Raw genomic sequence first — 23192 nt, 5'->3', positions numbered from 1 at the left:
CATCAGAAGAGGTAGCGCAGGGTGACGCTGGCGTTGCGCGGCGCGCCCCAGTACGCCTGGTTGTACATGCCAAGCTGGCTGTAGTACCGCTTGTCGAACAGGTTGTTGATGTTCGCCTGCAGGGACAGCTGGCGTGACAGCGCGTACTTCGCCATCAGGCTGGCCACGGCGTAGCCGCCCTGCTCCACGCGCTCGACACCGTTCGGCCCCGTGGCGTCGCGGTAGGCGCCGCTCTGCCAGTTCACGCCGCCGCCCAGCGACATGGCGCGCCAGTCGCCGTGCAGCTGCCAGGTGGAAAACACACGCGCCAGGGTTTGCGGCACATAGCTGTTCAAGCGCGCGCCCGCGTTGTCTTCAGCCGCCGCGTGCGACACGCTGGCCGATACGTTCCAGCCCTGCGCCAGCTCGCCCGAGACGTCCAGTTCCACGCCCTTGCTGGTGGTGCCGGCTGCCGCGAAATACGCCTGCGTCAGCGAGTTGCCGACAACATGGCCCGTGTCTTCCTGCGCCAGGCCATCCTGCGCGATGCGGAACACGGCCAGCGCGGCATTGAGTTTGCCGCCGAAATACTCGCCCTTCACGCCCGCTTCCAGATTCTTGCCCTGTACGGGATCGAGGTAGCGGCCGAACCGGTCCTGGTAGCCCTGCGGCTTGAAGATTTTGCTGTAGCTGGTGTACAGCGCATGCTGCGCATCGATATCCCATACCAGCCCCGCGTAGGGAGTCACGGCATGCTTGGCATAGGCGTAACTGCCGCCCCATTCATCGACGTGGTCCGCCTTGTAGCGGCTGTAGCGCGCGCCGACGATCAGTTTCAAGGGATCGGCCAGCGAAAAACGCGCCGTGCCGTAGACGCCGCGCTGCTGCACCGTGTCGAGCAGCTTCCAGCGCGAGAAATTCGGGTCGTTCCAGTCCGGCTCCGGCGTCACGCCCTGCCATTGATGGAAATTGCCGTAGTCGACGCTGCCGCCGGCCAGGCCCGGATTGCTGGAGAACTGGTTGCTGCCCGAGACGCCGAACGCCAGGTCGTGCGTGCGCCCCAGCAGTTGCACCGGCCCCTGCACATAGGCGTCGACGCTGTCCTGGCGCCGCGTGCCCGAGTAAAACCCGGAGTAGCCCGTCACGCCCTGCCCCGTGGCCTTGTCCGGCCAGGTATTGGCGAAAAGCTCGGCCGCCGAGTAATTGCCCCAGCCGTGATTCAGCATGGCCGTCAGGTTCCAGCCCTTGCCCAGCTCCTGCTCCAGGCGCAGGAAGGCCGTCTGGCTGGTGCTGAACCAGCGGCTCCAGGTGGTCGCCGTGGTGGCGGAGCGGGACAAGGTGGCCCGTTCGCCATCCGCATACCACAGCGGCAAACCGCCATACATGCCGCCGCGCGGACGGTTATCCTGGTATTCATAGCCGGCGATCAGCACGCTGCCGGGCGCCAGGTCCGCTTCCACGGTGGCGTAGGCCATGGCCTTCTTGCCGTGATACAGGTTCACATACGATTCGCTGTCCTGGTAACTGGCCACGAAGCGGCCACGCACCTTGCCGTCGCTGCCGAGCGGCGTGGAGACGTCAGCGCTGGCGCGCGCATTGTTCCATGATCCCAGGCTCAGGGCGGCGCTCCCGGCCAGTTGCCTCGATGACGCGCGCTTGCGCACCAGGTTGATGGTGGCCGACGGTTCGCCGGCGCCAGTGAGCAGACCCGTGGCGCCGCGCACGATCTCGACCCTGTCGTAGGCCGTCATGTCCAAGGTGCTGTCACCCACGCTGAACGCATTGTCGACCGTGGTGGGTATGCCGTCGTACTGGTAGCTGGCGATGGAAAAACCGCGCGCGAAGAACGAGGTACGGTCGCTGTCGTAGCGGTTGATGGCCACGCCGGCCGCATTTTGCAGCACGTCTTCCACCGTTTGCAGGTTCTGGTCATCCATCTGCTGGCGCGTGACCACGCTGACGGCTTGCGGCGTCTCGCGCACGGACAGGCCCAGGCGCGTGGCCGAACGCATGCTCTGCGTCGTGTACGAGCCGCTGCCTTCCGTCGCGCCGTTCGCCTCGGCGCTGGCGCTGACCTTCATCTCGGGCATGGTCTGGCCGCCATCGGCCGGTGCCACATCGAGCACATAACCGCCATTCGCTTGCGGCACGGCGCGCAAGCCCGAGCCGGCGAGAATGGCGCCCAGCGCTGCAGGCACTCTGTAGCTGCCCGTCAGTCCGGCGCTGCGCTTGCCCGCCAAGCTGGCAGCCTGGTAGGAAATCATGGTGCCCGTCTCCTGGCCGAAGCGCACCAGCACCTGTTCCAGGGTGCCGGCGGGTATCGCCAGTTCGATGCGCGCCGCATTGGCGGCCTGGGCAAGGGGTGCGGCAGCCGAGGCGCCGCTGGCGGCGAGCAGCCACAGGGCCTGGCTGACGGCCAGCGCCGCCACGCTGCGGCGGCATACGGTGGAAGTGGCGTAAATAGGTGTTGTGCTGGGCATGCGGACTGTTTTCCTGAAAGTGAATGAAGGGTTCACTTGCTATGTCACGCGAAAATCGAAAACCCCTCAGTTTTTCAGAAAATAATTACGGATGCTTCCGATGCGGCACCACGGTCACCCAGAAGCGCGTGCTCTGGCGAACGTCGACGGGCAAGGTGCGCGTCAGCATGTCGAGCACTTGCGTCGTGTCTGCCAGCGGGTAGATACCCGACACGCGCAGATGGGCGACGGCCGGATCGCAGGCCAGGCGCCCGTGGCGGTAGCGCGCCAGCTCGCCGACAAAATCGGCCAGCGGCATGTCGTGCGCCACCAGCATGCCGGCCGTCCAGGCGTCCGCGCCGGCAGGCAGGGACGCGACGGAGCCGATGCGGCCCGCCGTGAAAGTCGCCTGTTCGCCCGCCTGCAGCCTGCGCTCCGCATCGGGCGCTTGCTCCGGCACCATGTCGACGGCACCCGCGAACACGCCCAGGCGCGTGACTTCGCTGCCGGCGCGCACGGCAAAGCGCGTGCCCACGGGTTGCAAGCGGCCCTGCGCCGTCCGCACCATAAAAGGCCTGCCTGCAGGATCGCGCGCCGTGCTGACCATGATCTCGCCCTTCAATACAGTCACCAGGCGCTGGCCTGCGTCATAGCGCACGTCGATGGAGGTGGCCGTATTCAAGGCGATGCGCGTGCCGTCCTGCAGCGCGATATGGCGCAGCTCACCGGTGCCGGTGCGGTAATCGGCCAGCGAGAATCGCAGCTGTTCATCACCGCCCGCCATCCAGGCGCCGCCGCCCACGGCCAGCAGCGCCAGCAACTTGAGCGATTGCCGGCGCGCCGCATTGGCCTGCGCATGCGCGGGCTTGCGCGCCAGGGTGCCGTGCGCCAGAGGCGCGGGCAAGGCACGCATGCGCGCCATGCAGCCTTCCACATGCTGCCAGGCTTGCTCGTTTTCCGGGTCGCTGCCGCGCCAGGCGCGCCAGGCCTGCTCCACTTCCGGCGTGGCGTCACCGGCCTGCAGGCGCACCAGCCACTCCACGGCCTGCAGGCTCGCCGCTTCCGGCGTAAGGGCGCCCATCACGGCGCCGGCGGGAAAAAGAAACACTGGTGCATGGCTTTGACCAGGTGGCGCTGCACGGTGGCCAGCGAGATATTCAGTTCCAGCGCGATGGCCGCCTGCGGCATGCCGTCGAGCTGCGACAACAGAAAGGCGCGGCGCACGGCAGGCGCCAGGCCATCGAGGCGGCGGTCGATGTCGAACAGGGCTTCGAGCAAAATCGCCTGCGCCTCGGGATCGGGCGCACTTTGCGCCGGCAGGCTGGCCAGGGTTTCCAGGTAGGCCGCCTCCAGGTCGCGGCGGCGGTACAGATTGCCCAGCACGCCCTTGGCCACCGTCGTCAGAAAGGCGCGCGGCTCGCGCGCGGCGATGGCCTCGTCGCGATTGAGCAGGCGCATGAAGGTGTCGTGCGCCACGTCGGCCGCGTCAAACGCGTTGCCCAACTTGTGCCTGAGCCAGCCTTGCAGCCACCGGTGGTGTTCGTGATACAGGCTGCCCACCTCCTGGTGGACGCCGGATTGGGCAGCCGACACGTCGCATACTCCCTGGCTCTCAAATAGTAATGATTCGCATTCTATATCTATGCGGTACTGCGGCGCAAGCGACCGGCGACGGGCGCGTGCTCGGTTCTGCAGAACGCGCCAGCTTGCGCGGCAATGATAGTATTTACAACATCATGCACAAGCTGGCCATCCCGGCCATGCCACCGCCATTGAAAGGCAAACATGCTGCTATCTGAACTGCTGACCAAGCTGACCTGCGGTGACCTCGAAGGAGAGGAGCTCGCCGAAGCTGTCACCGCCATCACCGATGCGCCCTCCGCACCACGCGACGAGTGGATCGACAGCGATGCGCAGGCCTACACGGTGGCGATCCTCTTGCACCTGGCCTGCCATATGGCATCAAGCGACAAGCTCGATGAACTGCACGAACAGATACAGGACATGTTCGACGAATTCCCCGACTTCCCGTACGAAATGCTCGAGGACAGCGGCGGTAGCGCGCTGCCCTATTTCGAGTGGCTGGACACGGAACTGGCGCAGCGCGCTGTGGACGAAGGCGGTTATGAGCTGATCCAGATCGACGGCAACGGCTCCGACGAAATGGATGCGCTGGTGGTGTACCGGCGCGATACAAACGACATCATCCAGGCGGCGGCATTGATGGGAGTGACGATACGCCAGCCGCTCACCTACTATCGCGGCATCGAAGCGATGGTGGGCAAGCGGCCGTTCTGAGAACCGACGCCTATTGCATCGGCAAGGCGCTCACATCGACGGCCGGCGCCTGGCCCGTGGCCGGGCGTGTGAAGTTCTGGCCGGTTTTCACGTACTCGGCAAAAAAGCCGCCGTTACGCAGGTAGAACTTGCCGTTTTCCAGGCCGCCCGCGTAATCCATGCGCTGCGCGTTGGTGGCCGTGGCGTCGCCCGTGAAGCGCCCCGCCGTCACTTCCGACCAGGTGCCGGAAACGTTCCTTGCCCACTGGTTGCCAAACTGGACGCGGCGCTCCGTGTAGCCCAGGGTATCGATGAAGTTCTCGAGGAAGGAATGCACGCCCGTCAAATACGTGCTGATGGCAGGCCGCTTCCAGGTGGCGATGTAGCGCCACTTGCCCGTCTCGGGCGCGAAGAACCAGGCCGAGTAATCGCTGCCGCCCTTGCCATCGGGCCGCGCGCGCGTGATGAAACGGTAGGTGGTGCCGGCCGCCCAGTTATATGAAAGGTAAGTCTGCCCGCCCGTGCCCTCGCCGCCAAACGCATTGTCGACCACGCCGGCACCCTTGCTGACCAGGGTGGTCTTCGCGCCATTGTCGGCGTCCCACACGGAAAACAAGATCCAGCGCTCGCTGGGCGACTTGACCTGGATGCCCATGTAGCCCTGGCCGAAGCCGTTGGCCATGAAGTAGGAGCCGATGGCATCCTGCCCCTTGGGTATCGTCATCTCGTTATAGAAATACTCGGTATTGGCCGGCACCGCGTAGCCCATGTGTACGGACGGCCCGCGCCGCGACCAGTAGTAATTGGCCGGGTCGTTGGCGTACGCGAGTGCCGCGTTCGCAGTCACCTTCAGCGCGGAGACGTCGCCAAACGTGCCCTTCACGCGCGACAGCCCCTGCAAGTCCACCTTCACATAGCCGGCCGCCGGCACATTGACCGTACCGACGGCGTAGGTCTTGCTGGCCTTGCCGGCCAGCTTGACGTCGAACGGCGTGCCGTTGATCTTCACGCGGATGGTGCTGTTGCCGCCATCGGCCAGGCTGGCGTCGAGCGCCACCTGGACGGGACCCGCCCCGTCGACGCGAAAATACGTGCTGGCGATGGCAGCCGGATTGCTCCAGCCGGCCAGGCCATGTTCGCCGATGACGGCGCCCTCCTGCCCGCTGGTGATGAAGGCATTGCCGGCCAGTTCCACGCTGACGGACGTGGCCGGCGCGGCCACGCTGGCGGCCAGCAAGGCGGTGCCGCCCGTGCTGGTGGCGGTGGCGCCGCCGCAGGCCGCCAGCAGCAAGGGCATGACGGGAAGGACTGCGTAGAGTAATGAACTTCTGTGTTTCATCAACGTCTCCTGGGATAGAAAAAACCCGCTACGGCGGCAGGCGCGGTAGCGGGTAAATGGTGCTTAGTACTTGCCGTCGAGGGCGAAGATCGGCTTGCGCGATTTCCATTGGCCGCCCGTGAAGTCCGGGAAGTCCAGGGTCTGGAAGTTGGCGGCGATCGACTGCTCGGACAGCGGCGTGATGGCGCTCCACGTCACGGCATCATAGATATCGATCGGCATCGGCGCGTTGGCCTTGAGGGCTTCGACAAAGGCGTGGATGACGAAGAAGTCCATGCCGCCGTGGCCCGCGCCTTCCGCTTGCGCCGCGTACTTGCGCCATACGGGGTGGTCATACTTGTCCTGGTACGCCTTGAAGTCGTCCCACTGGTGCGGCTTGCTGACGCCCTCGATATGGATGGAATTGTTCAGGTCCATCCACAGGCCGTCCGTGCCTTGCACGCGGAAGCCCAGCGAATACGGGCGCGGCAGGCTCGTGTCGTGCTGCAGGATGATGGTTTCGCCGTTTTCGCACGCCAGGGTGGTAGTGACCACGTCGCCCAGCTTGAACTTCACCTTGGCGTTCGCGTGCTGCGCGCCGCCCGGCTGCTTGACGATGTAGTCATGCAAGCCGCGCGCCTTGGTGGCGAAGGCGTTGATGCGCGTAAAACGGTTGCCGCGGTTGATGTTGGTGTACATGGCGCACGGGCCGATGCCGTGGCTCGGATACAGTTCGCCATTGCGCTCGACCGAGTGCTGCGTGCGCCAATGGGCTTCCGACCAGCCCTTTTCGCCGAATTCCACGCCGCCGCCATACGGCTTGGCCGGATTGCCGCTATTGAATTTGACGGCGCGCAGGTCATGCTGGTAGCCGCCCTGCAGGTGCAGCAGTTCGCCGAACAGGCCCGCGCGCACCATCTGCAGCGCGGCCATCACGTCGCGGCGGTAGCACACATTTTCCAGCAACATGTAAGGCGTGCCCGTTTTCAGCTGGGTATTCAAGACGTCCCAGTGGTCTTGCAGGGTGATGCCGGCCACCACTTCGCAACCGACGGCGATTTTCGCCTGCATGGCGGCGATTGCCATGGGCGCGTGGAATTCCCACGGCGTGGCGATGATCACGCCATCGAGGCCGCCCGCGTCCAGCATGCGCTTGTAGGCTTTCTCGTCGCGGTCTTCGCCATACGTGCGCGGACGCGGCTTGCCGGCTTTTGCCACTTGGCCCAGCGCGTGTTTCAGCATGATAGGCTCGATATCGCACAGGGCGACCACTTCCACGTCGTCGCGGCGCACCAGTTCAGCCAGCAGCACCTGGCCACGCATGCCCGTGCCGATCAGGCCCAGACGGACCTTGTCGCGGCCGGCGGCAGGTGCGGCGTTAGCGTCGCCAGGCAGCAAGGCGCTGCCGGCCATGGCGCCACCGGCCAGCGCGGCGCTGGCGGACAGGAAATTGCGTCGATTGAATTGTGTCGTCATTGTCTCTTCTCGCTCCATTGGTAATAATCGTCACCGGCCCGCCATACAGCAGGCCGGCTGCAGTTTAATAGGTGTATTCCGCAGTGAAGCGCACCGAACGCGGCGCCGTGCGTCCATCGACCTGCAGGTAATTGCGGGAGATAGCGCCATGGTCTTCGCGCGTTTCGGTGTAGCGGGTTACGGTCTGGCTGTTGAACACATTGAAGACGTCCACTTTCAGGCTCAGGCCTTTGACGGCGCTGGGAGTATAGGCCACATTCATGTCCAACTGGGCTTGCCACGGCAGGCGGCCCTGGCTGCCGCGCGGCGCCGGCTTGCCATTGCAATAGAAGTAGGAATCGCCGTAGTCGTTCTCGAACTTCAGGTTATCGGGCAGCGCGCCGATGCAGTTGCGCGGCGCACCCGAGGTCAGCGACAAGTTGGCGCCCACCATCACGTCCGGGATAACCTGCATGAAACCATAGGCCTTGAAGGCGTGGCGGTGGTCGCCAGGCAGGTAGCCATACGCGTTGTACATCAGTTCCTTGTGGTCGTCGCTGACCGTCAGACCCACGTCGCCGCCGCCGATGCTGTCCGTCTGGCCTTCCATATTGCCCTTCAGGCCGGACAAGGTGTAGGTCAGCTTGCCGTACCAGCCGTTCGTGTACGGGTGCTCGACGAACATGTTCAAGGCGCGGTAAGTACGCGATGGCAGCGGGTTGCCCCACTCTGCCGCCGAAATATCCACGCGGCGCAGGCCCTTGCCATCGTCAAAGTCCACCATCAGGCTGTTGTCGCGGCCCGGGTTGATGATGGCGCACTGGAAGCCGCTCCATTTGCCCGTGTCGACGCCGTTGCGCGTGGCCCAGGCTTGCAGCGGACGCTCGTCGCAGGTGTCGTCGTTGGTGTCGTTCAGCTTGCGGTACAGGACGCTGGCGCCCACCACCAGCTTCTTGCTCAGGGCGCGTTCGAAGCCCAGCGAGAATTCATCCTGCGACAGCGGTTTCAGGCCAACGGCCGTCACTTCGCGCGCATCGCGGCTCTGACCGTACGCGTTGTTGGCCGAATACGGCTTGCTGATCGCATGCAGGCCTGTCGGCGCGCCCGTGACGGGATCGACGCCCGTGTAGGTGTACATCTCGCTGGTGGCCAGGAAGGGGCTGGCCATGTTGCTCGACAAATTCGACGGCACCGGCAAATGGTAGCGGCCACCGTTGGCGAAAAATTTCAGCGTGCCGTCACCCAGGTAGTCCCAGGTGGCGCCCACGCGCGGGGCGATCATGTTGCGCTGCGAGATGAACGCCACGCCATCGGTGCTGTAGTTGGTGAACTGTTCGCGGCGCAGGCCCAGGTCCAGCAGCACCCGCTCCGTGACCTGATAGTGATCCTGGATGTACTGCGCCGACTGCACGCTGGTCGGACGCGCCAGATTGGCATTCAAGTCCTTGCTGACATAATAGCCATCCTTGCCGTAACCGCCGCCCTGGGCCGGCGTCTCAAAGGCGCCGTTGATCGGCAGATTCGCATCTTTGGCTTTCAAATAGCTCCAGCGGTAGCCGCCGGCCAGGCTCAGGCCCACTTGCGATTCCACGTCGATGCGGTCGATGCCACCGCGCAGCGAGTGCTTGCCCAGCTTGTATTCCAGGTCCAGGCGCTTGGCCTTCTGGCGGTCTTCCGAGGAAGGGTCGGTCAGGGAGCCGGTAACCGATTGCGGATTGACATAGACCAGGCCTGGGACTTGCGTCGATTGGATGGACTTGGTTTGCGCCAGGCTGGGGTCATAGCCTTCGGGAGTGCGGCGGTGGCTGGTGCGCGACTGACCCATCATGGCCGTCACCGTCAAGTTGTCCGTCAGGTAGCCCGTATACTTGAAGATGTCGACATTCGCGCCTGGCGCGGCCGACGAGCCACAGCAGTTGATGGTGGTCTCGCTCCCGCCGCCAGGCACGTTGTTGCGTTTCAGCGTGGCATAGTCGAAACCATAGCTCTGGCTGTCCGTAGTCGTACGGTCATACAGCTTGGTATATTCAAAGTGATGATCGTCCGTCAGGTTGTAATCCAGCTTGGCCATCATGCGGTCAACCTTGCTCTTACTCTCGCGCCAGCCGTTCGGCAGCACCTTGTCCGAGTCGTCGCGCGCACCGGCGACGGAACCGCTGTTCGTGCGCGTCTGTTCCAGCGCCACGAAGGCAAAAAGCTTGTTCTTGATCAGCGGGCCGCTGCCGTACAAGCCGACGACCTTGCTGCTGCTGTTATTATCGCGGTTCCAGTACTTCAAGGTGCCATCCGTGTCCGGATTGGCGCCTGTGTTCGGGTAATACCGGTTTTCCGTCGTGCCTTTCAGCGAACCGGGGATGATGGACACCTTGCCGCCAAATTCGACCTTGTTGCCGCCGCTCTTGGTGGTGATGTTGATCACGCCGCCCGTGGAACGGCCAAATTCCGAACCGTAGCCGCCCGACAGCACCTGCAGGTTGGAGATCGCGCCGAACGGCAGCTCCGACGCGCCCACCTGGGTCAGGATGTTGGTGATGGGGAAACCGTTGACGTAGAACGCGTTTTCCGACTGGCCCGAGCCGCCGATCGACGGCGCATTGCCATACACGCTGTTGGTGCCGCGCGCCACGCCCGGCGTCAGCTGCACGATGGAGGCGACATCGTTCCCGACTGGCAGCGCTTTCAATTCCTTGGCCGTGAAGATCACGCCATTATTGGTGTTCGACACGTCGATCGGATTGCGCGACGCCTTCACCACGACGGTCTGCTCCTGGCCCACGGGGCCGGCCGCGCTGGCAGGGCCGAAGTTCGCTTCAGCACCGGCGCCGATCAGGGCTTCGACTTCCTGCGACGCTTCGACCGAACCGGCACGCAGCACGCGCACCGCATAGCGGCCTGGCGGCATGGAGTTGGCCACATAGCGGCCCGACGTATCGGGCGTCAGGCTACGCTGCACGCCCGTCGCCAGGTTTTCCAGCACCACGGTGGCACCGGCCGGCGCGCTCACTTCGCCGAAAATGGTACTGGTGGCGTTCGACTGTGCCCAGGCCTGGCCTGGTACGCCGGCCGCCAGTGCGATCACGATCGCGGCGGCGCGGCTGATGTCGCGCAATTTGAGTCGGGTGCTATGCATGATGTGTCTCCGTCTATATCGAGGGTTATACGCGCCCTCCCCGCTCCAGGGCGGAGTCGGGGGGATGCAATTTTTATGGTGGTCGTCGGCCGGTGCAGCCAGGCAGTTGCACCTTTCGGGAAATCAGTCCGTATCGGCTGATTTTCGTTTTCTTGGGATTACTTTAAAAAGAAAAATAAGCATCGTCAACAAAAAGAAAGTTATAACGCAAATTTATCGTTCAATTGGGCAAATAATGGCGATTTATCTTTCGATTCAATCAGTGGCGCGGCAGATAACTTTCGTTATCGTGGCGTGGCAGATACACGCGAATGCAAGGAGATGGTCAGCAGGGCAGAATCCGCGCGACAATCCGGCGAGAAAAACGCGAAAGAAGACAAGGGCGTCGCCTTTCGCTTACGTTTATCTTTCGTATTGTGCATTTCGGAACATTATCTTTTTCTTTCCATGACAAGACCCTGGCCCGCCACCATGCCGGCTGGCGGGCCGGGGCAAGGTCACGCCTTAAAAGAACTTGTAGCTGGCCGAGAGGGCAAACTGGCGGCCGAACAGGTCCTGGCTATGGTTGTAGCCTTCCCAGCCGTTCGGGTCGTAGTAAGGCTGCTTGTTGAACGCGTTTTTCACGTTCAGGCCCACGTCCAGGTGCTTGATCGGCTTCCAGCTGAAGGCCAGGTTGACCGTGGTGTACGACGGCGCACCCTTGCACTGGCCCGCAGGCAGGGCCACGGAGGCGGCGGTGCAGTTTTCCGGCGTGTTGTCCTTGTCCCAGGGACCGTAGGCCCAGCGCGTCTTGCCCGAATAGTTGATGAACACGCTGCTGACGAAGTTGCGGTAGCTCCAGTCGGCATTCACGGTGGCGCGGTAGCGCGGCGAATCGTAGTAGCCGACGGTGTTGCCCTTGATGTCGCTGCCGTCTTCGCTGTCGTGGGTGTTGCGCTTGCTGATGGTGGCGGCGATGCCGGTACTCAGCTTGCCCCAGTCACCGAGCGCAAAGCGCGTGCGCGCATCGATGTCCACGCCGTCCATCAGGGTGCGGCCGCGGTTCGAATACGAGTTGATCAAGCCGCCCAGGTTGCCCACCGAGTAGCCCGGCACGCCGCCCGCGCACACGCCCGCGTTGGCGGGGTTGGCGCACATGGCCGCCACCGCCGCCATATTGCCCCGGTCCGTATCCGTCAGGTCGTTGCGGATGGCGCTCGACGTGCCGGCCAGGGTCGGGCCATACTTGTCCACCAGTTCCGTAAACAGCTCGTTGAAGTCCTGGCGCACGATTTCGTCGCGGCGGTTGATGAACCAGTAATCGATGGAGATGCTCACGTCCTTGGCCGGCTGCAGGACCAGGCCCACGGTGGAAATCTTGGCTTTTTCCGGGCGCAGGTTCTGGTTCGGCGGCGTCAGGCCGCCCACCGTCGTCGAGCAATTCGAATTGAGCAGGCTCTTGCCCAGGTCCGCATCCGTCGCCACCCTGGACTTCAGCAAGGCGCGCGCCATGGCATTCGTTTCATCGCAACGCACCGTGTCGCGGATGCCGCCCACCTGCGCAAAGACGCCGCCCGACCCCGCTTCGGCCAGGTTGGGCGCGCGGAAGCCTTCGGAATACGTCCCGCGCAGCATCAGGTCCGGCCGCGCGCGCCAGATCACGCCCAGCTTGGGCGCCAGGTTGGCGGCGAAATGCGGATATTTATCCAGGCGCGCGGCCGCATTGACTTCCAGCGTGTCGCTGAGCGGCACCACCACTTCGCCAAACACGGCGGCGATGGTGCGCCGGCCATCGAACCAGGAACCGCCCTGCTGCGTGATCAGGCCATTCGCGGCGTCCGCGTTGCCGGGCGTGAGAAAGCTCTCGCGCATGATGTTGGTGCCCACGGCGGCGCGCACTTCGCGCTCACCGAGCTTGAACAGGGTACCTTCCAGCTTCGCATCCCACGTCATCAGCTTGGTCCAGGATTCGATGGCGAAGGTCGGGTAGGCGGCACGCAGGAGCGCCGCGTTGGCGTCGCTGATTTCGCCGAACTTGTAGGCGGGATTGTCCGAGATGTACGTGCGGCCGCTGACGGGGTCTTTCGTAAACGGCCCAAACGCCTGCTTGAAGCCATTGATATTCAGATTCGCTGTCTGGAACAGCGTGGAATGGCTGCCCGCCACGCTCAGCGCCGTTTCAAAATCCCAGCCGCCGCCGATGCTGCCGCGCAGGCCCACCAACGCGCGGTAGTTTTCATCGACATTCTTCTGGCCGAAGTGGCCCGTCGCATCCTGCAGCAGGTAGTTCAAGCCAGCCGCACCGCCCATCTTGGCCACCATGTCGGCATCGAGCTTGCCCTTCAGATAGACGCTGTTCGGACTCAGGAAAGGCGTGGCGAAGGTGTTCAGGGTATTGCCCGTGTTGCGCGCGAACCAGTTGTTCGTGCTGCCGCTATTGAAGCTGGACGGACCATTCTCGCCGCGCATCTTGATGTGGGTGAAGGCGCCTTCCGCGAACGCTTCCATGTCGCCGCCGAGTTTCAGCCGGCCGCTCAGGTAGGCCGTGGCGCGCTCCGAGGTAGGCCCCGTGTCGAGCTGGTTGGGCAGCGCATTCCACACGCAGCGCGTGCCCGACGCTTCGGTGATGCTGGTGTTGCAGCCAGGCGCGGCGCGCTGGGTGCGCGCATTGTTGTTGGCCTTGTCGAAGACAAAGAAGGTCCCGGGATTCATCACGCCCGGTTCGCTGCCGACGCCCAAGCGCATGTTCGGGATGAAATTGGGATTGTTTACATAAAAATACGAGGGACGTTTGCGGTAGGTATCGGCCAGCGCGATGCGGTCGCGCTGGTAGACGTTCACGGAACCGTAGATGTTGTAGCCGTCGCTGGCCAGGTCGCCCAGGCCATACAGCACGCTGGCCTGGCGCTCGCCATAGGCTTTCACGCTGGGCGAAAACTCGCCATTGGCGCGCGCTTCCAGGCCTTGATACGACTTCTTGGTGATCACGTTGATGACGCCGGCCACGGCATCGGAGCCATACACGGCCGACGCGCCATCCGTGAGGATTTCCATGCGCTCGATCGCGGCGGCGGGAATGGCGTCGATGTTGACGAACATGGTCTGGAAGCCGGCCGGCGCGCCGTAGAACGACAGGCGGCGGCCATTGAGCAGCACCAGCGTGCCCTGCGCACCGAGGCCGCGCAGGTTCGCTTGCGAACCGCCATCGGACCCAGTGAACATCGAGCGGAAATCCTGCTGCGCCGGACGGGCGGCTGGCAGGTTGTCCAGCACTTGCAGCAAGGTGAGCGCGCCCATGTTTTCGATCTGCTTGGCATTGATCACCTGTACGGGCGACGCCGTTTCAGCGTTGATGCGCTTCAGGCTGGAGCCCGTCACTTCGACGCGCGCCAGTTTCTCCTCCTCCGCCGCCAGCGCCGTTGAGGCCAACCCTACCGCCACCATGGCGGCCATCAGTTTTTTCAAGTGCATTCCCATCTCCCTTTTTATAAGTGATTTGTTTTCGTCAGGCTGCAAGAGCCCCTCCCCGCTCCGAAGAGGGGCTCGTTTTTAGTGAAATGATGAAGTGTGTCTAGCGCGGCTTGACTGTCGCGCCTTCCGTGCCGGTCAACACGGCGTTGGCCCAGTTACCGCAGACCTGGGCCGGGTGGGCGCCGCGCGCGCCCAGGGTGCGCAAACTGAGCTGGCTCAGGCCGCGCACGTCGATTTCGGGTTTGACTACCCCGGGAGCCGTGACCAGGCCGCTGTCATACAGCAGCCGTTCACCGCTCCAGACCTGGAATTGTAAGCCGCCCGCGCTGCGGCAGCTGTCGTCCACGCCCAGGTCGGCGCGCAGCAGATTCCAGTTACCCGCCAGCTGCAAGTCGATGCGGCTGGCAGGTCCCACGCCGAGGCCCTTGCGGAACCACAGCCCGTTCATGCGCATCTCGGCCGCCTTGCCGGCCGGCCGGTCCCTCGCGATATTCTTCGGCAGCGCCAGGTCCGACAGATAGCGCTGCACCTCCTCGCCTTCGGCCACGCGGTGCTCGAGCACGCGGAATTCGGACAGGGTGACGGGCGCCACGTCGGTCGCCAGCGCCGCGTCAAACGCGCGCGCCACCGGTCCCGCTTGCGCCGCCGTGACCATCGGGTCGGTGGACGCCGCGCCATCGCCTTCCGGATTTTGCGTGCTCATGACGCGGAAGCGCAGCAAGCGCCCGGCCGTGGCGGGGAAGTTGATCGTCTGCTTGCCTTCCTGCAGCTTGAGGGTGCCGCGCTGCAGGGGCGCGCCCCACTCGCCATTGTTGTCGCCGATGTAGATTTCGTAGTCGCGCACCTGGCCATGTTTCCAGTGCTGGTCGTTGCGCGGCGCCAGTTCGACGCCGTCCACCAGGCGCCGCTCCGTAAAGCCGATCACCCATTCGTGCGGACCGCTTTTCACGGACGGGCTGCGCACGGTGCGGAACCACGTCTCGGGCTTGCCGTCGAAGGCGTTTTCCAGCGGATAGCCGCTTTCTTCAAAGGGACGCGCCACCACCTGCATGGCGTCGGCCGGCAAGGCGCGGCCCGGCACGGGGGCGACCGGGAAGTCGGCATCGATCCTCGCCACGGCCAGCGCGCCGGCGACCCGCAGAATCAAAGGCTGGCGGATATCCTGCGCCGCCACTTTCACGTGCAGGGTGCCTTGCCGGTCTGCCGCGTCGAAATACCAGCCTTCGACCGCCTTGTCGTAGGCGGCACGCTCGCCAGATGCCGCGATCAGGCGTTCGCCAGCGCGCACGGCGGCCGGTGCCTGGCCCGCCAGCATGCGCAGCGCATAGCCGCGGCGCGCTTCCTGGCCCTGGTACTTGCCATCGACGGCGCCGATATCGACCTGCACATCGCCGCCCGTTTGGCGCATGCGGATGACTTGCTGGCTGAAGGCGCCGCCCTGGTACTGGCGCGTGTTGCCATCGTCTTCATACAGGGTGTAATACGAGTCGCCATGCGGATAGATATCCAGCGTGAGTTGATCCTTCGGCCTCTGGCCGTCGTACAGCATTTCCGGATACATGGGCAGGATGGCGCCGGCGCGCACGAACACGGGCAGCTTGTCCAGGGTCACCTGCATATCCAGGTCGCGCCCTTTCGCGTCCGCCGTGGCCTGGCGGCCATCCCAGTAGTCGTACCACGTGCCTTGCGGCAGGTGGATGCCCTTGCGCCAGCCGCCGCTGACGGCCTGGCTGCGGTAGACGGGCGCCACCAGCACGTCGCGGCCCAGCAGGAATTGATATTTATAGGCTTCCGTGTAGGCGGCCGGGTCTTGCGGATAATCCCACATCAGCCCCCGCACCAGCGGCGCGCCCGATTGCTCCGCTTCGCGCACGAGCGTATACATATACGGCGTAAGGCGCATCTTAAGCTTCAGATAGCGGCGGTTGATGTCGCGGTACGGCGCATCGAACCACCACGGGTGCTTGCGCTCGGCCGCGGCCCAGCCGGACATGCCCATCAGGACAGGCGTAAAACTCTTCCACTGCAAATCGCGCAAATAGGTTTCCGGGCTGCCGCCAAAGATGGCGTCCACGTCGCCCGATGCATACGCCTGGCCGGACAGGCCCGAGCCGATCAGGGTCGGGATATGCCAGCGGATGTAGTCCCAGCTGGCGCTCTGGTCGCCCGTCCACGCCACGGCGTAGCGCTGGATGCCGGCCCAGCCCATCACCGTCCACAGGAAGGGGCGGCTGTCGGAGTTGTTCAGAATGCCGTCGTAGGCGGACTTGTTCGCGTCCATGGCGAACTGGTAGCCCTTGCCCGTCCACGCCACGTCCAGCTTTTGCACGCGGCTGCCCGCCTGGCCCACTTCCCAGGCGATCTTGTCGACGCCGTTTTCCGTCCACAGGCCAGTGCGGAAGCCATAGCCTGCCAGGCCTTTCACCGTTTCAGGCAAGTTCGTGTAGCCGCAGCCATAGCCATCGTTGGGCAGGATCCAGCCACCCGGCATGTCGTGTTCGCGGTACTGGCGCGCCACCGTTTCCACCACGTCCGGCGTCTTGCCGGTCGGGCCATCGCTCCAGCCCTTCGGCACGGAGCCGGGCTTTTTCACATTGTCGCCATCGTTGTAGCAATCGGCGTCGCCGTATTCCAGCGCCCAGCGGGGCAGCATGCGGGCGCGGCCCGTCAAGTCCGTGTAGCGGGCGACGACGTCGCGCAGGTCCTTGCCGACAAAGAAATACGCATCGAAGCGGCCTTCCGCGTGCTGCAGCGAGATCTGCTCCTTGTCGCGCAAGTCGTAGTTGCCGTCGGCCCAGGTATTGCGCAGCACGCCCCAGCCCCGTGAACTCATCAGGAATGGCGCGGGATTCGGCCGGTCGCCCTCTTCCCAGCCGCCCGAATACGACACGGGCACCTGCTTGCCCTTGAATTCGAAGCGGCCATTCTGCTGGCCGCCGCCAAAGTAACGCTCGCCCGGCAGGCTGGAAAGCACTTGCACGCCCTGCTTGTCGTCGAGCGACAGCGGCTGCACTTCACGCCACAGCGGCACAGCATCGCCCTTGCGGTACAAGGTAAAGCGCAAGGGTTTGCGGTCGATGCGCAGGCTCAGGGCTTCGGTACTGATCAGGATATGGTCGGCCTGCTCGCTGAGTTTGTACGCCACTTGCGCGGCCGGCTGGCCCACGACGATGGGCGCGGCCTTGTCGCCCGGCCCCGTCAAACCGGCCTTGCCGCCCGCCTGGATACGCAACACGTCCGCCTGCGGCAGGCTGATACGCAGCTGCATGCCCGTATCGCTGCGCAGGTCCCAGCCCAGTGCCTCGCCCTTCGCCACGTCGGCAGCGTGCACGGCGGAGAGCGACTGCAAATTGCCGATAGTCGCGGCATGCAGGCCAGGCGCAGCCAGGGTGGCAAGGGCGGCGAGGACACAGGCGGCAAGGGCGCGGCGGGGAAGCGGGAGTGGTTTCATCAGGCGGCTTTCAGAAAATCAAAGTGATGGAAATACTTTAAGAAGAAAAATAAATATCGTCAATCAAAAGAAAGTTTTACCACCAATTTATTAATAAAATGCCCAAAATCGGCGCGATTTTCTTACGTTTCACCAAAATGTCACAAAACATACTTTCGTTATCGTCGCATTTCAGCGACAAGCGGCAGCAGCACTGGGTTTCATGCGGCACCGCAACATGATTTGAACCCAATAAAACGACATTATTTCGCAAGACAGAAAAGATTTTACTTTCGTTTTACTTTCGTATTTGACTTTTCGAAATTTAGTATTTATGCTTTCTCCAACAAACACTTTACTGACACTCCATGACTACCCTTCTTCAGCGTGACATTCAAACCTGGCGCGACATCGGCGGCCTGCACACGGCCGAGGAAATCGCCCACCAGCCGGCCATCTGGCGCGCGCTGGCCGGCATCTTGCGCAATGAGCACGCAAACCTGGCCGCCTTCCTGGGCGGCGCGCTGTCCGATCCCCGCCAACGCGTCATCCTGACGGGCGCCGGCAGCTCGGCCTATGTGGGCGAGATCGTCGTCGATACCTTGAATGCGGCCTGGCCTGCGCACATCCGCGCCATCGCCACCACCACCCTGCTGACGCACCATGAGCTGTACCTGGAAGCGGACGCGCCTACCCTGCTCGTCTCGTTTGCCCGCAGCGGCGACAGCCCGGAAAGCCTGGCCGCCGTGGAATTGCTGCGCAAGGTCGTGCCCGGCGCGCGCTTCCTCAACATCACTTGCAACGCGGATGGCAAGCTGGCACGCCAGGGCGCCAACGACAGCAATACCTATAACCTGCTGATGCCGGAAGGCAGCTGCGATCGCGGCTTCGCCATGACCAGCAGCTTTAGCAGCATGCTGCTGGCGGCCCTGTCGGTACTGGGCAAGGACACGGATTTGTCTCGCCTGGAGACGCTGGCGCAACTGGGCGAACAGGCCTTGCGCGACTGGTCGGCGCCTGTGGCGGACCTCGGATCAACCCCCGTGCAGCGCGTCGTCTACCTGGGCAGCGGTCCGCTGGAAGCGCTGGCCAAGGAAGCAGCCCTGAAAATCCTGGAATTGACAGGTGGCCGCGTGATGGCGATGGCGAATACCCCGCTGGGTTTCCGTCACGGCCCGAAATCGGCCGTCACCACGGAGTCGCTGGTGATCCTGCTGCGCAGCAGCAAGCCATTGGCACGCCAGTACGAAAACGATCTATTAAAAGAACTGCAGCGCGACAGCGTGGCGCAGACGTGCCTGACGGTGGGTATCGGCGGCGACCTGTCGGCCGACGCCCCGGCCTGGCCCGACGCCTGGTTGGCCCCGCTGTGGCTGCTGATGGCGCAGCAATATGCGCTGCACCAGTCCGCGCTGCTGCAACTGCGCCCCGACAATCCATTCGCCGGCGGCATCGTCAACCGTGTCGTGCAAGGCGTCACCATCTATGGCCATGACCAATTCTAATCACACAGCCGGTTACCACGGCATCGACATCGGCGGCAGCAAGATGGAGCTGGTCGCCTTTGCCGACCACGACGGCGCGCTGACGGAAGTGTTCCGCGAAAGGGTGGCCACGCCGGGCGACGATTTTGCCGCCTTCGTGCAAGCCATCGTCGACCTGGTGGCGCGCGGCGACGCCGCCCTGGGCACGACGGCGCCTGTCGGCATCGGCTTGCCAGGCGTGATCGACAGCGCCAGCGGCCGGCAACTGAGCTCCAATGTACCTGCCCTGAACGGCCGCCTGGTGGCGCAAACCCTGCAGCAGGCCTTGCAGCGCCCTGTCGCCATCGGCAATGATTGCCAGTGTTTCGCCCTGTCGGAAGCACAAGGCGGCGCCGCCGACAATGCCGCCAGCATGTTCGGCGCCATTCTCGGCACGGGCGCCGGCGGCGGCTATTGCGTGGGCGGCCAGCTGCTGCGCGGCTTTAACGGCGTGGCCGGCGAATGGGGCCACTGGAGCCTGCCCGCCACCCTGCTGGCGCAGCATGGCCTGGCCGACTATCCCTGCCCATGCGGCAAGGCGGGTTGCCTGGAACGCTACGTCTCCGGCCCCGCCATGCGCAAAATCCACGCGCATTTTGGCGGCGACGGCGCCGAGCCGCTGGCTATCGTGGCCCGCGCCAACATGGGTGACGCCGTGGCCCAGCGCACGGTGGCCGTGCACCTCGATGTGCTGGGCCACGCGCTGGCCGGCCTGGTACTGGCCTACGACCCGCACGTCATCGTGCTCGGCGGCGGCCTGTCCAAGCTGCCGCACCTGTACGACAAGCTGCCGGCCGCCGTGAAGCGCCACCTGTTCCCCGGCGTGCACGTGCCGCCCATTCTGCCGCCCCGCTTTGGCGACGCCGGCGGCGCGCGCGGCGCGGCCCTTTTGATACGACAACATACAAAGGCGTCAACATGATGAAGCAAGCGGAAAACCCGACTTTTACCTTGTCCCCGATCCAGCAAGTGATCAAGGCGCACCGCCGCGGCGAGCGCGTGGGACTGTACGCCGTCTGCTGCAGCCACCCGAGCGTGCTGCGCGCCGCCATGCGCGTGGCCAGCGAGTACGACACCGTGCTGCTGGTCGAGGCGACGTCGAACCAGGTCGACCAGTTCGGCGGCTACACGGGCATGACGCCGGTTGTTTTCCGCGATACCATGCTGGCACTGGCCCGCGAACAGGGTTTCCCCGCCAGCCGCCTGGTGCTGGGCGGCGACCATCTGGGCCCGAACGCCTGGCAGCACCTCGATGCGGCCACGGCCATGGACCACGCCGAGACCCTGATCGCCGCGTATGCGTCAGCCGGTTTCCATAAAATCCACCTCGATTGCAGCATGCGCTGCTTTGATGACCCCTTGCAGCTCGACGATGAAACCGTGGCCGCCCGTTCGGCGCGCCTGTGCATCGTCGCCGAAGCGGCGGCCGCCGCCGCCGGCTTCGCGCCGCCCGTCTACGTGATCGGCACGGAAGTGCCGATTCCCGGCGGCGAAGCGTCCCTGGCGCAGGCCGGCGCCGTCACCAGCCCGCACGCCGCACGCCGCACGCTCGACGTGCACCGCCGCGCCTTCCTCGACAAGGAACTGCATGGCGCCTGGCGCCGCGTCATCGCCATGGTGGTGCAGCCGGGCGTCGATTTCGACCAGAGCAGCATCCAGCACTACGACGCGGATGCCGCCACCGAGCTGTCGGCCTTTGTCGCCGAGCAGCCTGGCCTCGTGTTCGAAGCCCATTCCACCGACTACCAGCGCGAGTCCGCCCTGCACGCCATGGTGCGCGACCATTTCGCCATCCTGAAAGTAGGCCCGGCCGCCACCTTCGCCCTGCGCGAAGCGCTGTTCGCGCTGTGCCAGATCGAGGAAGAACTGCTGCCGGCGCACGCCACGTCGCAACTGATGCAGGTGCTCGACGACGTGATGGTGGCCAAGCCGAAGAACTGGATCAAGCATTATCTGGGCACGCCGGACGAGCAGCGATTGATGCGCCGCTACGGCTTGAGCGACCGTTGCCGCTATTACTGGGGCGAGCCGGAAGTGGCGGCCGCCGTCGGCAAGCTGCTGGCCAACCTGGACACCGTGGCGATACCGCTGCCGCTGTTGAGCCAGCATTTGCCGGAACAGTACCTGGCCGTGGTGCAGGGCAGCCTGCAAGCGCAGGCGCCAGCCTTGATCGAGCACAAGATCGGTAGCTTGCTGGCGCAATATGCGCGCGCCTGCAATCGCAATGCGGCAGTCCCCGCCATTGCCGAAGCGGCAATCTGTTAAGCTCGGTATTTTCATTTTTTACTGAGCCCGCCACCATGCGAAATACCAGCCAACGCCGTGAATCCATCCTCCAAATGCTTGCCCAGCAGGGCTCGGTGCAAGTGACCGATTTGGTGGAAAAGCTCGGCGTGTCCGCGGTCACCATCCGCAGCGACTTGAATGCGCTGGAAGCGCAAGGCATGGCCACGCGCAGCCACGGCGGCGCGACCCTGACGCGCACGCCCCCGCTTGAACACACGATACGCCAGAAGGACGCCATCAACCACGAGCAGAAGGAACGCATCGGCGCCTATGCGGCGCGGCTGGTGGAACCGGGCGACAACATCATCATCGACTCGGGCACCACCACCATCTCGCTGGCGCGCCATCTGCGCGACGCGACGGGCGTGACGGTGGCCACGAATGGCCTCAATATTGCGTGGGAACTGGCGGACGCGCCCGGCGTGGACCTGATCCTGACGGGCGGCTTGCTGCGCAAGCAGTCGCTGTCGATCCAGGGAAGCCAGGCCGAAACCTGTTTGCAAGCCTACAGCTTCGACAAGCTGTTTCTGGGCGTGGACGGCTTCGACCTGCAATTTGGCGTCACCACCCACCACGAAGCGGAAGCAAGCCTGAACCACAAGATGGTGGAACGGGCCAAGAAAATCATCGTCCTCACGGACGCCTCCAAGTTCGGCCGCGTCAGCCTGCACCGCATCGTGCAGCTGGACCGGGTCGATACCGTCATCACCGATGCCAGCATCAGCCAGGAGTACCGCGAAGGGCTGCAAAAGCTGGGCATCGAACTTTTTATAGCGGAATAACACATGCTGAGCGGCAGAATCCTTACCCCATCTGGCTGGATCACGGGCACCATCACTTTTGACCAGCGCATCGTCCAGATACAAGAAGAGCCTGCCGCCGACAGCGCGCTGACCATTCTGCCCGGCTTCATCGACCTGCACGTGCACGGCGCGGCCGGCGTCGACATCATGGAAGGCGCAAACGCGGGCGCCACCGTGGCGCAGGTGCATGCGCGCCACGGCACCACGGCCCTGCTGGGCACCACCCTGACGGCGAAAGAGCCCTCGATCCTGCGCGCCCTGCAAGGCCTGGCCGGCGTCATCGCCGAGCGCCCCGCCAACGGCGCGCGCATGCTGGGCGTGCACCTGGAAGGCCCGTTTTTGAACCTGCACCGCCTGGGCGCGCAGCCGCCCGACGTGGTGCAAGCCAGCTTGGCGCTGGTGCAGCGCTTCCACGCCATCGCCCCCATCAAGGTGCTCACCATGGCGCCGGAAATCTCCGGCCATCTGGAGCTGATCCCGCAACTGGCGGCGATGGGCATCCGCGTGCAGATCGGCCACAGCGCCGGCACGTATGACGAAGGCGTGGCGGCGCTGAAAGCCGGCGTCTCCGGTTTTACCCACCTGTACAACGGCATGACGGGCATGACCCATTACGACCCGGGCATGGTGGGCGCGGCGCTGGCGCATGCCGAATACGCGGAAATCATCCCCGACCTGCAGCACGTGGCCAAGGGCGCCCTGCGCGCGGCCCTGCGCGCCATCCCGCGCCTGTACGGCGTGACGGACGCCACCTCGGCCACCGGCATGCCCGATGGCGAATATGGCCTGGGCACGCAGCGCGTGTATAAATGCCTGGGCTGCGTGCGCCTGGCCACGGGTTCGCTGGCTGGCAGCGTGCTGACCATGGACCAGGCCCTGCGCAATTTCGTCGACCTGGGCCTGGACCTGGCCGACGCCTCGAACCGCTTGTCGCTGTACCCGGCCGACTACCTGGGCGAATCCGAACGGGGCCGATTGGCGCCCGGCGCCTGGGCCGACATCGTCGTCCTCGATTCCACACTACAGCCAGTGTCCGTCTTCGTCGAAGGCGCGGCAATCGATCTTTCCACCCGCTAGACCCA

The 23192-nt window shown here is 64.4% G+C and carries 14 protein-coding genes; 6 read left to right on the top strand and 8 right to left on the bottom strand.

Annotated elements, in window-relative coordinates:
• Positions 1–2 precede the first annotated feature (2 nt).
• The 3 genes from ACQ4WY_RS26840 to ACQ4WY_RS26830 all read right to left on the bottom strand — a co-directional run bounded on the left by ACQ4WY_RS26840 (position 3) and on the right by ACQ4WY_RS26830 (position 4031).
• Positions 3–2459, bottom strand: coding sequence for a TonB-dependent siderophore receptor (locus tag ACQ4WY_RS26840; protein WP_436506709.1), 2457 nt, complete (start codon positions 2457–2459; stop codon positions 3–5).
• Between the two features lie 85 nt (positions 2460–2544).
• On the bottom strand, positions 2545–3519 hold the full coding sequence (locus tag ACQ4WY_RS26835; protein WP_436506708.1) for a FecR domain-containing protein: 975 nt from the start codon (positions 3517–3519) through the stop codon (positions 2545–2547).
• On the bottom strand, positions 3519–4031 hold the full coding sequence (locus ACQ4WY_RS26830) for a sigma-70 family RNA polymerase sigma factor (protein ID WP_436506707.1): 513 nt from the start codon (positions 4029–4031) through the stop codon (positions 3519–3521). The genes ACQ4WY_RS26835 and ACQ4WY_RS26830 overlap by 1 nt, the downstream gene beginning before the upstream one ends.
• Before the next feature lie 192 nt (positions 4032–4223).
• On the opposite strand from ACQ4WY_RS26830, the gene ACQ4WY_RS26825 reads away from it, so the two are divergent.
• Entirely contained in the window at positions 4224–4736 is a 513-nt protein-coding gene (locus ACQ4WY_RS26825) for a hypothetical protein (protein ID WP_436506706.1), read from the top strand.
• A 10-nt stretch (positions 4737–4746) separates the two neighbouring features.
• On the opposite strand, the gene ACQ4WY_RS26820 is transcribed toward ACQ4WY_RS26825, so the two are convergent.
• The 5 genes from ACQ4WY_RS26820 to ACQ4WY_RS26800 form a co-directional block, all read right to left on the bottom strand.
• Positions 4747–6054, bottom strand: a complete 1308-nt coding sequence (locus ACQ4WY_RS26820) for a DUF3472 domain-containing protein (RefSeq protein WP_436506705.1) — start codon at positions 6052–6054, stop codon at positions 4747–4749.
• 63 nt (positions 6055–6117) lie between these two features.
• Entirely contained in the window at positions 6118–7509 is a 1392-nt protein-coding gene (locus tag ACQ4WY_RS26815; protein WP_436506704.1) for a Gfo/Idh/MocA family protein, read from the bottom strand.
• 64 nt (positions 7510–7573) lie between these two features.
• Positions 7574–10618: a TonB-dependent receptor gene (locus tag ACQ4WY_RS26810; RefSeq protein WP_436506703.1), complete on the bottom strand. Its 3045-nt coding sequence runs from the start codon at positions 10616–10618 to the stop codon at positions 7574–7576.
• A gap of 504 nt (positions 10619–11122) precedes the next feature.
• Positions 11123–14068, bottom strand: coding sequence for a TonB-dependent receptor plug domain-containing protein (locus tag ACQ4WY_RS26805; protein ID WP_436506702.1), 2946 nt, complete (start codon positions 14066–14068; stop codon positions 11123–11125).
• Positions 14069–14168: 100 nt separating this feature from the next.
• On the bottom strand, positions 14169–17519 hold the full coding sequence (locus ACQ4WY_RS26800) for a TIM-barrel domain-containing protein (RefSeq protein WP_436506701.1): 3351 nt from the start codon (positions 17517–17519) through the stop codon (positions 14169–14171).
• Between the two features lie 347 nt (positions 17520–17866).
• On the opposite strand from ACQ4WY_RS26800, the gene ACQ4WY_RS26795 reads away from it, so the two are divergent.
• From ACQ4WY_RS26795 to ACQ4WY_RS26775, 5 genes are read left to right on the top strand one after another with little or no spacing between them, the layout of a single operon-like run.
• On the top strand, positions 17867–19003 hold the full coding sequence (locus ACQ4WY_RS26795; RefSeq protein WP_436506700.1) for an SIS domain-containing protein: 1137 nt from the start codon (positions 17867–17869) through the stop codon (positions 19001–19003).
• Positions 18990–19943, top strand: coding sequence for an ROK family protein (locus ACQ4WY_RS26790; protein WP_353657454.1), 954 nt, complete (start codon positions 18990–18992; stop codon positions 19941–19943). The genes ACQ4WY_RS26795 and ACQ4WY_RS26790 overlap by 14 nt, the downstream gene beginning before the upstream one ends.
• On the top strand, positions 19943–21286 hold the full coding sequence (locus tag ACQ4WY_RS26785; protein ID WP_353661046.1) for a D-tagatose-bisphosphate aldolase, class II, non-catalytic subunit: 1344 nt from the start codon (positions 19943–19945) through the stop codon (positions 21284–21286). Before ACQ4WY_RS26790 ends, ACQ4WY_RS26785 begins: the two co-directional genes overlap by 1 nt.
• 35 nt (positions 21287–21321) lie before the next feature.
• Positions 21322–22089: a DeoR family transcriptional regulator gene (locus tag ACQ4WY_RS26780; protein ID WP_034751280.1), complete on the top strand. Its 768-nt coding sequence runs from the start codon at positions 21322–21324 to the stop codon at positions 22087–22089.
• Between the two features lie 3 nt (positions 22090–22092).
• Positions 22093–23187, top strand: coding sequence for an N-acetylglucosamine-6-phosphate deacetylase (locus ACQ4WY_RS26775; RefSeq protein ID WP_436506699.1), 1095 nt, complete (start codon positions 22093–22095; stop codon positions 23185–23187).
• Positions 23188–23192 lie beyond the last annotated feature (5 nt).

The sequence above is a fragment of the Janthinobacterium salmonicoloratum genome (assembly GCF_051380845.1).
In the GTDB taxonomy this organism is placed as follows: domain Bacteria; phylum Pseudomonadota; class Gammaproteobacteria; order Burkholderiales; family Burkholderiaceae_D; genus Janthinobacterium; species Janthinobacterium lividum_F.
The sequence above is the reverse complement of the archived record's forward strand: the minus strand, read 5'-3'. Positions and strand labels throughout refer to the sequence as shown.